The organism is Algibacter sp. Ld11 (assembly GCF_045066735.1).
Lineage (GTDB): Bacteria > Bacteroidota > Bacteroidia > Flavobacteriales > Flavobacteriaceae > Algibacter.
This window is the reverse complement of record NZ_JBISHH010000022.1, coordinates 328,153-340,479: the sequence shown is the minus strand read 5'-3', so window position 1 is coordinate 340,479 and position 12,327 is coordinate 328,153. Positions and strand designations below refer to the sequence as shown.

Below are 12,327 nucleotides of genomic sequence, written 5' to 3'. Positions count from 1 at the left end.
ATTATGTTGTTTCTATTTGTTGGAAATTTCTAAGTGGCTGGTCGCAAAGTCTACAAAGCTCAATGATTCTCGTAGCAACCTGTTCTACTAGTTTTAACCGTTTTTCATCATTAAACAAATTAGCCCGTACTTCTATATCTCCAAAATTCATATCACTATTCCTATTATAGCAAACCCAATATTCATTGCTGTTCCATTCTCCCACAGCAAACTCTGTTTCGTTTAATGCGTCATAAATCGACTTTCTATTAAAACATTTCTTTTCAGCTATAAGTCCATATTGATTTTGAGAACTATGTATTTTACTATTACCTTGTAATTGCACTCTAATACCATTTGTCCACATTTTATTATAAATATTTAAGCCAGTCCAAGATGTAGTTAAGTTGTCAGCGACTTTAAAAGTCCATATCGATTCTGTTTTGTTTAATTTATTGATTACCATTTCCCCAATTTCGTCTAAATATAAACTTGCATGCTCTACTTCTACTTCCTCAATATTATCTGAAATTGTTTTAGCCGACTTATAGTTAGACTTGATAATATCTTTAATTTCTTTTTCCATTTTATCGTCTGAAAGCTGATTGGTTAGTTTTTTTAATAGAATAATATATTGTTTAATGCTCTCTCTTAATATAGGTTGATCTGCAGCTTCTTTTAAACATAGCTCTAACCATTCTATTATTGTTTTTCGGTATGAGATACAGTGATAATCTTCATTTATAGCTAAATCATCTTTACTCCAATCTGATGGTTCTTCTCCTGTTAAAGTAAGATAGTAAACTGTGTTATTTTCCTTATTATGGTTAGAATACCTTTTTATCTGAAGGTTCTGGTCTGTAGCATAAATTTTATTTTCTATACAAATGGTTTTATTTGTGGCATCTTTTATATAAATATCCACACGTCCACCAGTTTTAGCATCGTCGTTAATAAAACCTAATGAGTACTCTAATACTACTTCGGCAGAATTTAAATCTAATTCCTCATAGCCAAGTTGTTGCAAAAACAACCCAAGAAAAACAGTTTTAAAATTATGTGAGCCTTTAGGATTTAGCAACTCACCTAAAAACGCAGAGTGTGTTCCATTTTCTTTACTCTCCATTTTTAAAATAGAAAACACATTAAAATTCTCACCTTTAAGATTTTTAATCTCTTCTTGATTTTTTAATGTACGTTTTACATCTCTCAATAAATTTTTAGAGGTGTATAATATGTCTTCCTTTTGTTTAATCATTATTTATCTATTTTAAGATATGCTCGTTTTCCGAAACTAAAATATGACACTTATTATTTACTAATTTTTCAACCTCATCACGTAATACCGTTCTAAAAGCCGTTCTTATTTATTCTGTATATCTCTCAAAGTAAACATTGGTACGCTGAAATGCTCCACCAAAGGTGAATATCTAAATTTTGTTATTTAAAAAAGTATCTTTCATAATCTTAAACAAACATCTTCTGCAACAACCCTTTTTTAAACGCTTGCGTTTGCGTGATTTGCGTTTGTACAGCTTCTATTTTTTTATCTATAGCACTTAAATAATTGGCTATTTTTTGTTGTTCTTCGAAACAAGGTAAGTTTAACTTTAAAGACTTCAATTGTCCTCCTGTTATTAGTGGTTGACCAGAACCAAAAACAAGACGATTCAAATTATAAAAATCTAAAAAGAAATATGTAAATTTAATATCTGCATCATCATTACAGATTACTACTAAAGTATTATCCGAAACACCGAACTTATCATTTACAACATTTATTGTTCCTGCGTTTGCACCAACTCTAGCTATAAGAATAAAAAAACCATCATGTGAATAATCTTCACAATTCCCAATCACACCTGTAGAACCATAAAGAGGATAAGTTCCTCCTTCATTTGATTTACTTTTACCTGATTTAATACTCTCACAAACCTCTCCCAATCGCTTCTCTTCCCAATCTGGGAATTGCGATTCAATTGGTGAGATTGCTTCGTCCTGCGTACTCGCAATGACGGTTTCATTGGTGACGTCTGGTTTAAAACGCAATTGTTGGCTAAACAGTTGTTGCATAACGCCTTTTTTGTATTGGGCTAATGTTTCTTTTTTTGTGGTTAGTTGCTGTAGTTTGGTATCTACTGCTGTTAGAAAATTAGCTATTTTTTGTTGTTCTGGGAGGTTGGGAATTGAAACCTTTATTTTCTCAATTGTACTTTTTGATAAACTAGGAACACCAGATGCTTCATTATATAGTTTCCAATTAATCCTTTCAAATATTCCAAAAACAAATTTCGGTAATGACTTTTTGAAAGAATGAGTATAAAACAAAGTATCAACAGTCCAGAATTTTTCATTTAAATAAACAGGCTTATCAATAGTTCCTTTTCTACCAATACAAACACTTTCTCCTTCATATAAATATTTATCCACATAAGTCATTAATCCTCCTGTTCCATAAACAGGAATTTTACCTTCCTCTAAATGTTTATAGTCTTTTCCACTTCCTATTTTTAAAACCTCTCCTATTTTTATTTCTTCCCATTCACCTTCAAACTCTTTAAAGCGTAGTTTGGGTATAAGAGAAACAGATTGCTTCGTCGTTCCTCCTCGCAATGACGGTTGCGAAGTAATGACGTTTCCTTTGTTGTTTTGTGTTGCCATTAAAAAGGAGTATCAATATTTAACTGTTTACAAAAGTCGGCAATAGTCGCATCGGTTTTTGCTATGTCTTTATCTAATGCTTTTAAGTCTTTGGCTACTGTTGTTAAGTCTATGGGTTCTTCTTCTTCAAAGGTATCTACATAACGTGGTATGTTTAGGTTGTAATCGTTGTCTTTAACTTCGGCTAAAGTGGCAACGTAACTGTATTTGTCTTTAGTTTCTCGGTTTCTGTAGGTATCAACAATAGCTTCAATATGTGTGTCTTGTAATACGTTTTGGGTTTTTACTTTCTCAAAATGTTGGCTAGCGTCTATAAATAGAATGGTGTCTGCATCTGTACGCTTCTTTTTTAGTACTAAAATACAGGTTGGTATGCTTGTTCCATAAAAAATGTTGGCGGGCAAACCTATTACTGCGTCTAGGTAATTTTTATCTTCTATTAAAAACTTACGTATGTGTCCTTCAGCTGCGCCTCTAAATAAAACACCATGTGGTAATACACAAGCCATCGTACCATTATCGTCTAATTGGTGCACCATGTGTTGCACAAATGCAAAATCTGCTTTAGATTTTGGTGCTAATTTACCATATGCAGAGAACCTATCGTCAGACATAAACAAAGGACTTGCACTCCAGTTTGCCGAAAATGGTGGATTGGCAACTATGGCTTCAAAACGTTTGTCTATATGGTTTGGGCTTGGGTTTACTAAGGTGTCTTCGTTATAAATATCAAAACGTTTGTAGTGTACGTCGTGCATAATCATGTTCATTCTGCACAAGTTATAGGTGGTTGGGTTGCTTTCTTGTCCAAAAAACTCGCCTACGTCGTTTACTTCTTTTGCGACACGTAATAATAAGGATCCAGAGCCACAGGTTGGATCGTACACGCTTTTTAGTTTGGTTTTGCCTGTAGTTACCAATTGGGCTAGTATTTTAGAGACTTGCTGTGGTGTGTAAAACTCGCCTGCTTTTTTTCCTGCGCCACTTGCAAATTGCCCAATTAAATACTCGTAAGCATCACCAAGGATATCGCTATCTGAGTTTTCTAGGTCAAAATCTATAGTTTCTAAATGGGTTAGTACTTTTACAATGAGTTCGTTTTTTGCATCTTCAGTTTTTCCTAGTTTACTACTTGTTAAATCTAAGTCTTCAAATAGGTTGCCAAAATCGTCTTCGCTTTCGCTCCCCATAGTGCTTTGCTCTATGCTGGTTAGCACGTTTGCTAAATCGCCTAGAATAAAGTTGTTTTTACCTGCAGAGTTTCCGCGTTTTGCTAGCTCACTAAACAGTTCACTAGGTTTAAGAAAATAGCCTAGTTTGTCTAAAGCTTCAAATTTAATGGCTTCTAATAATGCTTCTGCTTCTTCGTGAGCTTCTACGGTTTCGTAATCTAAACCGTCTGGTTTTAAAATAACATTAGCGTAGAGTTCCATTTTTCGGCTTAAATATTTGTAAAAAATAAAGCCTAATATATAATCTCTAAAATCGTCTGCATCCATATTACCACGTAAGTCGTTGGCAATATTCCACAAGGTTTGTTTTAGTATTTGTTGTTTTTGTTCTTCGGACATTAAGTATTTATTAAGTAAAATATTACTTTGTGTTTTTAAACATTTTATGGTTCGTTTTGCTATTAACCGAATCTGTGAGGGAGGCTTTAAATATAGCTACTTTCTTACTAATACAGACACTATATGAGCAAAAAATAATTGTTTTTTATACGCTTAAATTACTTCTGCTGTTGGATAAAAAAACAATACACTAATTGTTAAAGGGTTAACTGAATATGGGGTGATTAAGATAGTCTTTGCAAAAATACCACCCAACACCTATCTATAAGATAATCTCTCATGAAAATGCCCTCCAAAAGAGAGAGATAACGTAGAAAATTTTGCAGTAATACTTTCTATCTTTTTATCCTTAACAGCCAATAACTTATAAAGTACTTCAAGCTCCTCCTTCGATAGTTTCTTTAAAAATGTATTAAGGTTTTTCATGATTATTCGTTTAGACTGCAATCAGCTTAATTTACATGACTTTATCAGCTAAATATTTTTGTACTTCGTACACATTAATACTTTTATTAAACTTTTTACTAACGGAAGGTATGTTTTCGCTTGAAATCCAAATTTTCAATTCCGCATCTAAATCAAAGGTTCCTGAAGTTTCTAAAGAAAATCTAGAAATATTCTTGTACGGTAAAGATTTGTATTCTACTTTACTTCCTGTAATACCTTGTACATCTATCAAAATTAGTCGTTTATCTGTAAACATAAACACATCTCTAAACAACTTAAAACCGAGTTCAATTTGTTCGGTATTTGTTAACAATCGCCCATATTTCTCGGTTAATTTTTCTACGGAAACCTCGCTTGCGTTTCCTAATATTTTATTCAATAATCCCATAATTATTTATTTAATGCTGGTAGCACCTACCATTAGAGTTTTTAGTAGTTCGTTTGCAACGTTTACCTGCCTGTGTTTTACCAGTGCATTGCTTTGCTGTAGTAGATCGTGACGAGGTGCTGGGTTTGTTGTTGTTGGTAAATCCGTTAGCGTTTGTTACCGCTGTATTACTCTTAGTTGGCTTACAAACCGAACACGCCGTAAAACCTAATTGCACTGCTTTGACTAATGTATATTCTTTTTTAGAATATTTCAAATATTTGCAACTCGATTTATGATATTTTTCACCCGTTTTGGTGGTGTAAACTGTTTGACTAAAAGTACTACTTACAAAAGTAAAAGTTAAACACAGTAAAAGAACTTTTAGAAGTTTCATCTATTCTTAATATTATTATTGGTTCTTCTCTTTGCTTAGTTTTTTAAGCCTAAAGGCTTCCTTTTTATTGGCTCTCCATTCCCAAGGTGCGATAGAGGTTGGGTCTTGCCAAAGACCTATTTTATTTTTTTTAGCAATATCTTCTAAACCTTGTAAATTATTATCGTTAGAATACTTCACATAATGCCATGCTAAACCATGCTTAACAAGCTCTTCACTTAGGTTCAAGGAATCGGCGTAAATTACATTCGCTATATAACGACCGTATCTATCGTTTTTTAAAACATATATATTTATAATGTCTCCAAAGATAGCCTCGGAAACAAATTGTTTGGCTTTTGCTGAAAATGGTTGTTTTCGCTCTGGGCAATCTACGTTCGCAAGTCTAACCCTAATTAAAATAGAGTCTTTGGTTAAAAGCTTAAATGTATCTCCATCTGTTATGGCGGTAACTTTGCCATTGATTACTTTGTTCCCTTTTGGTTTTTGAGCGTTTGCAGCTACACCTAAAACTAAAAACAGGCTTATAACTAATCTAATCATATTAAAAAATTAAACTTTTATTTTCGTAGGTGAATATAACAATTACTAATCATTTCAATTTAATATAAACTCCTTAACAATGTTGTCTAAATTAGAAGGCAAACCTGTTGTTTTTATTTGGTACCTACCTACTTTCATTGTGTCAAACCAATCGCTCCAATACTTAATAATAACTTCTTCTTCGTAAGGGTTTTTATTGTCTGGATTAATACCTAAAACAAGAACTTCTAATTTTGAAAGGTCAGTTGTTGCTGGTATAAAACCAAATTGCTCTTTATCCATTCTATCCTTCCAATCCTTATTATTTAATTTAAAACTTCTTATAACTTGAGGAGTAAGATATGTTGTTAAATTAGCTTCCTTAATTTTTGTATCCTTATGATAAATATAACCATCAGTCAAAACAATTAAAATATTTCTATGATCTTGCTCAATACAGTAATCTTTAACTTTCGTTTTAAAAAACCTCCAAGTATCAGAACCAACATATTTATTATCTGAAATTGCTAAATCATATATTTCGAGAGGATTTAAGGAATAACTCGATTTTAATTGATCGAGAGTTTCTAACGTCACGTTATGTCTATTTATATCATACCTCAGTTCCGTAGATATTTTATTTATGTTTTGGTTTTTAGGTTCGGGATCAAAATATAACTGAATCTTATCATCCATATATCTGACTTTTTTAGTAGCCATATGAGTAATAAAAGCCTCTGAAACTGTTTTTATATAGGCAACATCTCTGAGATAATATTCCATTGCTTCATTTGGATATTTTTTAGGATCTATTCTATCTGATAAATCTAAGAGAAAACTAATATTCAAATTTTCATTAGCACTTTCTCTTTTAGCCTGTTTGAGGTTCTCTGCAGCTTTTACTTCTTTCTTTTCTGAATTATTTTTACATGATAAAAAAACCAAAAGTAAAATCGTAATTATATATATCTTATTTTTCATAATTTTAATTTTTAGCAAATACTAAATGTTGAAAATCCATACCTTCTAAATTCAGTTCTTTTAAGTGACTTAAAGAAACTTCTTCACATCGATTTCTTAATTCATCCTTTGTTTTAGTAGGAAGAGCTAATACCTCATTTATGGATTGATACCATCCCTCTTTATATTGATAGTGGTAATGAAGGTATTCTTTTACTGGAAAAACAAATCCATCTATTTTTGCTTGAAGCTCTGATATTTTCCCGTTTATAGAAGTTACTTCGTGTTTTAAATCGTCTATTTTCAATAGTAAACTTGCTTTTTTACTTTGTAGATTTTTAATTTCCTCTTTCTTATTACTAATGAATCCCTTTATCTTATCAACATTTTCATGCTCTTTCATAACAAAATCAAACACTAAACCCCAAATAAGATAAACAACAAAACCAGCAAAAATGATTCCCCAAAAATTAACGCTTTCTAATGCAATTTCAGGAGAAAAACTTTCACCTAAAACTCTATCAAAGTCAAAAATCTTTTTTTCAATCAAGTAAGCTAATATCACATCAAACATAAATGTTAATATAAATAATGCCGCTAATTTCACATAAGAAAGAATATTCTTGGCTTTTTGAAACATGTGAACTAGATACCCTAATCCCATGAAAACAAATGGAATTGTACCAATGAAAATAGCTTCTAACAAACCGTCTGACAAAGCTTTACTTAAGGCGTTTGCATCAAAAATAGCAGCTGTTAAACTACCTGTTTCGAAATCTTTAAAAAACGCAGAATAGGATGCAGAAATATAGAAAACAAACAAGTAAATTGTAATAGGCAACAGTAACAATAACCCTATGTAAAACTGCGCTTTAGGGCTTTTATCCACATCTATACCATAAGTTTCTGGATTTTGTTTGACATCTATCATTTCAAACTTACGATCATCAATGTTTTTCATCAAATCATTTCTCTGTTCTTCGTAAATTGATAATGCAGTTTCTCTTTTTTTAAGTTCTGTTCTTTGTTTTTCCTGTTCCTCCTTATAAGGTTGTTTTAATCTTTCTTGCTCATTTAATTGTTTTCGACAAAGATCCTCAAAGCTATTATATAAATTTTTCAGTCCTACACCAAACGTAACTTCATTGCCCGATGCTCTAGTAGAAGCACCATATCCACTTTGGTAATATGTTATTCTAATTTGTTCTCGCGCTTCTTCTGTATTATCATATTTAGGACTAGAAACTTCACTATTTTTAAGTTTGAATATTTTTTTAATCGCTCCCATATTTTATGATTTTATATCTCTAATAATATCTTCCTTTTTCACACCTTTCTTAGCACAATCAAGCAAGTAATCTGATAATTCTGTTATATTTTCTTCCAAAAAATCAAACTTCTTACAATACTTTTTTAAAGTTATATATTCATCATCCGTCACTTTTTCGTCAGCCCAAATCATTACAGCCAAATCATACAAATATTCCACTCTCAATTCTAAAGATTCAGGAATTGATGAGTCATGCGAAGGATTTAATAAAAGATCATTTAGTTGGTCTTTAGATACCCCTCTTTCTTCTGCAAATTTATAGAGCATCTGCATCTCAAGTACATCAAAACTATCATCAGCAAAAGCCATTTGATATAATCTCAAGAAATGGCTTTTTAATTCGGTTGTTATCATATTTATTAATTTTAAGAATGTTAATTTTATTTGATGATTTAATAATGCTAAACTTTTAAAACCTTAATATTTTAAAGGCATCTTAATTCTTACATCCATTTTTATCAGAAGTGATTTGACCAATTGCATCAACCAATAATCTTTATGAATATATTATCTGTGCCGAAACCTGTGCTTAATTCCTTTTCTCCTTTATGGACTATTTCCGTTGGTTTGTGTTTTACTGCCGTTTTTAAAATTTTAAACTCTTCAAACTTAAAACTATTAATAAACAAACCTTTACGGGTTTCCGTAAAGGCTGTTAAAAATATCTTCCTACATTTACTCAAAATCAATATTTATAGAGATTTATAATAGAAAAATGAAATAATAATTAGTCCTCTGTTGGAGGTGGTGGTGGAATTGGGCTGTCGTCTCCGCAGCACTCTTCCTCATCTATTGAAACAGGAATGGAATCAGGAGTATTTGTTTGTGGAGTACAAGAAAAGATTGAGATACCTAAAACAGCTGTTAATAATATTATATTAATATTTTTCATTTTATAATTCTTTAAGATTGGACAATAGTTATGCTATCCGATATTTATCGGACTTTAGCAGGTTTAGCTAAAAAGCTATAATGAAGAGACGTCTCTCTATTTTGGGAAGTATGGAAGACTGAATTAGAGAAATAAAATTACTTCCCAGATGTTTTTACATCTCTAAATAGTCACTCCGTTTTAGAATCTAATCACAGTATTATAAATACTTGATTTGGATTGATTCTGAAGCAAATCACGGAATATTTGAAAGAATGTTTAGGAAATTTAACGGAAGGATTCAGGAAGCTATTAGGAAACATTTTTCCTGTCAATTTCCCAAAAATTAATTATTTTTATCGGACTCGTTATCAAAGATTAAATGCATAAAACACTAATTTTAAAAGCCTTCAATAAAGCTGAAGCTGAAAGAATACTATTAGGAGATAAAAAACCTTCCTTAACGAATAAAGCTGAAGACATAGCGGATTATGTCTCTCAAGAAACAGGTTTGGTTCTTGGAGAAAGAAGTTATCGAGATTATAGGAAAGATGCTGAAGCTTTAAAAATATCAGATGGAGATATTAATATAAAACAGCATAAAGTAGTTTGTGGACTATTGAAATATTTAGAATTTGATAATTATGAAGAGTTTAAGAAAGTAAATGAAGCTACAATTAATAACAATCCTAATTTAAAAGTTAAAAAGAAAACATCGTCTAAATTTGATGTAAAATATAAAATTACACTAGGGATTTTATGTTCTTTAATTATTATATTTTTATCATTTAAATACTTAAATACCCAGCGTTGGATGAGTTGGGATGGAAAGCAATACATAGAAACCAGCTTTGACGAAAAAAAACTTGAGAGAGGTGTATTAAGACTTTATAACCACGATAGACTTATTGGTTTTAAAAAAATAACACCAAACTGCAACACTAAATTTTACACAGAATCTGGAAACGCTAATTTATGGTATGGTAAAAATGAAAATGGAGTTTTAGAGTATTTTACAGCTATAGGCAAACATCCAAAAACTGGAAAAACATTAAAGGAAATTACTGATTATATGATAAAAAAGCATGTTTGTATAGATTAATAATCTATACAAACATGCTTTTTTTACTAGATATTCGATTGCTAAAAAACTAACCAAATACGTAGGGGATATACTTTGTTTTGATATATAATTTAATCGACATAGCAAAAAGCTAATTTTAAAATTTACTTATAAAAAATCTACTAAAGATTTTGGAGAAACAATCCATTTTGTACCTTTTACGCTATTTTATCAAATAGATCTCCTAAATACTGCACTTTACAAAGTATTTGAGTGTTTCTTTAGCTACAAATTAAATTTTAATTTTTATCCCAACTGCAAGTTATTCCATCTGATGTTGCATATGTAAATGTATTATTATGTTTGTTAAATGTCAAAGTATAATCTGAATTGTTTTTTCTAGTAAACGTTGTTTCAGATGAACGTAACCAGATAAACTGTTTTCCATTAGTTGTTTGTAATAAGTAATCTCCATCTTCTTCTGAATTTCCTGAATTGATGTTTATTTTCAGGTTACCACAACTTGAAATATAATCTCCATTTAACATTTTTGAACTGATCTTAAGATCAAACTCATCTATAGATTTTATACTTTTCAAATAAGTATTTGTAATTAATGGTTTGACACCCGATTTCACTTTAAAAGTAGTTTCTTGAGAAGACACATCTCCTTGCTTTAGTTCAAAAAGTAACGTATTACTAGTTGTAATTAAATCAGTTGCGTCTCCGATTAACGATTGCCCATCTCCGAATAAACCTGTTGAATTTCTTACTTTTATTTTTGTAAATGCTTTTTCTTCTGGAATTATTGGTAATGATAATTGCCCTTCGCTATCCTTCGTTAATTGAACTTCATAATATAAATCTTGATCACTTACGTTTTCATAATTAACAATTAAAATATATTTATCTTTCTTTTTACTTTCTTCTTCTAATATAATTTGATAAGATACATTAACACCATCTTTACTCGCAATTTGCTTTTCATCTTGACTAGAGACTTTCATAATTAGTAATAGACTCAGGATAATAGTTGTAGTGATTTTCTTCATTTTTTTTTAAAATTCAGGGTTTGTTAAAATTTATAAATATTTTCAATGTTAATAATAAACTTCTCTAACGATTTAAAAACAAAAACGGTTAGAATACCTTTTAGCTTAAAATTATCTGAAGGAAAACTAGATAAATTATATCTGTTATCAAAGGCAATTGCAAACAAATAAAATGTTACATTTTATGTAATATGTCATAGCCTTGATAATCAACATTATTAAAATTTAATTTTCATCGAAAAAGTATTCATGAATATCAATAACATCTCCTCTACCCATTTGAACAAGATCTTTAGTTTCTTTTAAAAACACACCTAATGAACGCTCATTATAAACTAACTTCATTTCAGAAGAATAATCGGTTACTACATACATATCACCTCCTAGTTTGAAAAATGGCACTACGAGTTTACTTTTCACTTTTATCCCTTTATTTACAACTTTACCAGAAACTAGAGTTTCTCTAAGTGAAGCTTCATTTTTTTCTTCCGATGACACTTTTACATAGGCAATCATCATTCGCATCCATTCATCTGCATCTATAAGATACCATTTCACTTTTTCAAAATCTATACCACCCTGATTAATCCATCCATGGCTTGTGAAACCAAAGAGGACTTGCTTTTTACCATCTAAAACAGGATCCATCGCTGGTTTAAACTCTTGTATTTTATAAGTAATAACAGATGTTGCAGACATATCTTTCATTTTCTTTCCGTTAAAAGAAAGAGTTTTTAAAGAAAAACTTTCGAACTCTGGGTTATTAGATAATAACCATTGAGTAGCATTTAACTCAGCTTGCTCTTTCATTTGTTCTACAGCTGCAATACCAGCTCCAATAGCAAGTAAACCTCCCGCAACGGCAGCAACTGCTGCTCCATCTTTTTGAGCGTTTACTTGTTTTGGAATTAGAAATGTAACAACAATGCTTAGTAATAATAGTTTTTTCATAATAAATTTGATTTCGCTAGAGAAAGTGATTGACAAAACTTAATCACATTCCTGATTTAACAATTTCTCAAACTTATAATTTTTGCTGAAAGAAACTTTACGGGAAACCGTAAAACAGGGAATAATTAGAAAATTTTGATAAAAAGCCGATCGTCA

13 protein-coding genes are annotated in these 12,327 nt (G+C 30.8%); 1 reads left to right on the top strand and 12 read right to left on the bottom strand.

Annotated elements, in window-relative coordinates; genetic code table 11:
• Position 1: 1 nt before the first annotated feature.
• The 10 genes from ACJJV4_RS09370 to ACJJV4_RS09325 form a co-directional block, all read right to left on the bottom strand.
• The gene (locus ACJJV4_RS09370) at positions 2 to 1,237 is read right to left on the bottom strand and encodes a PD-(D/E)XK nuclease family protein (RefSeq protein WP_405293732.1); all 1,236 of its coding nucleotides are present in this window, start codon (positions 1,235 to 1,237) and stop codon (positions 2 to 4) included.
• A gap of 209 nt (positions 1,238 to 1,446) precedes the next feature.
• The gene (locus ACJJV4_RS09365) at positions 1,447 to 2,640 is read right to left on the bottom strand and encodes a restriction endonuclease subunit S (RefSeq protein ID WP_405293730.1); all 1,194 of its coding nucleotides are present in this window, start codon (positions 2,638 to 2,640) and stop codon (positions 1,447 to 1,449) included.
• Positions 2,640 to 4,211 (bottom strand): type I restriction-modification system subunit M, encoded by a 1,572-nt coding sequence (locus ACJJV4_RS09360; RefSeq protein WP_405293728.1) that lies wholly within the window; start codon positions 4,209 to 4,211, stop codon positions 2,640 to 2,642. Before ACJJV4_RS09360 ends, ACJJV4_RS09365 begins: the two co-directional genes overlap by 1 nt.
• A 457-nt stretch (positions 4,212 to 4,668) precedes the next feature.
• Positions 4,669 to 5,046, bottom strand: a complete 378-nt coding sequence (locus ACJJV4_RS09355) for a PH domain-containing protein (RefSeq protein WP_405293726.1) — start codon at positions 5,044 to 5,046, stop codon at positions 4,669 to 4,671.
• A 10-nt stretch (positions 5,047 to 5,056) separates the two neighbouring features.
• Complete coding sequence (locus ACJJV4_RS09350; protein ID WP_405293724.1) at positions 5,057 to 5,422, bottom strand: hypothetical protein; 366 nt, start codon at positions 5,420 to 5,422, stop codon at positions 5,057 to 5,059.
• Positions 5,423 to 5,437: 15 nt separating this feature from the next.
• Complete coding sequence (locus ACJJV4_RS09345; RefSeq protein WP_405293722.1) at positions 5,438 to 5,965, bottom strand: thermonuclease family protein; 528 nt, start codon at positions 5,963 to 5,965, stop codon at positions 5,438 to 5,440.
• Positions 5,966 to 6,019: 54 nt separating this feature from the next.
• Complete coding sequence (locus tag ACJJV4_RS09340) at positions 6,020 to 6,925, bottom strand: hypothetical protein (RefSeq protein WP_405293720.1); 906 nt, start codon at positions 6,923 to 6,925, stop codon at positions 6,020 to 6,022.
• 4 nt (positions 6,926 to 6,929) lie between these two features.
• Positions 6,930 to 8,192 (bottom strand): ABC transporter permease, encoded by a 1,263-nt coding sequence (locus ACJJV4_RS09335; protein ID WP_405293718.1) that lies wholly within the window; start codon positions 8,190 to 8,192, stop codon positions 6,930 to 6,932.
• A gap of 3 nt (positions 8,193 to 8,195) precedes the next feature.
• Complete coding sequence (locus ACJJV4_RS09330) at positions 8,196 to 8,588, bottom strand: hypothetical protein (protein WP_405293716.1); 393 nt, start codon at positions 8,586 to 8,588, stop codon at positions 8,196 to 8,198.
• A gap of 373 nt (positions 8,589 to 8,961) precedes the next feature.
• Positions 8,962 to 9,126, bottom strand: a complete 165-nt coding sequence (locus ACJJV4_RS09325) for a hypothetical protein (protein ID WP_405293714.1) — start codon at positions 9,124 to 9,126, stop codon at positions 8,962 to 8,964.
• A gap of 361 nt (positions 9,127 to 9,487) precedes the next feature.
• Between ACJJV4_RS09325 and ACJJV4_RS09320 the strand changes: the two genes are divergently transcribed.
• The gene (locus ACJJV4_RS09320) at positions 9,488 to 10,207 is read left to right on the top strand and encodes a hypothetical protein (protein ID WP_405293712.1); all 720 of its coding nucleotides are present in this window, start codon (positions 9,488 to 9,490) and stop codon (positions 10,205 to 10,207) included.
• Between the two features lie 260 nt (positions 10,208 to 10,467).
• Here ACJJV4_RS09320 and ACJJV4_RS09315 read toward each other — a convergent pair whose 3' ends face one another.
• Together ACJJV4_RS09315 and ACJJV4_RS09310 are read right to left on the bottom strand one after the other, a co-directional pair.
• Positions 10,468 to 11,220 carry a hypothetical protein gene (locus ACJJV4_RS09315; RefSeq protein WP_405293710.1) on the bottom strand — a complete coding sequence of 251 codons (753 nt, stop codon included), beginning with the start codon at positions 11,218 to 11,220 and terminating at the stop codon, positions 10,468 to 10,470.
• A 225-nt stretch (positions 11,221 to 11,445) separates the two neighbouring features.
• Positions 11,446 to 12,171, bottom strand: coding sequence for a hypothetical protein (locus ACJJV4_RS09310; RefSeq protein ID WP_405293708.1), 726 nt, complete (start codon positions 12,169 to 12,171; stop codon positions 11,446 to 11,448).
• Positions 12,172 to 12,327: the final 156 nt, after the last annotated feature.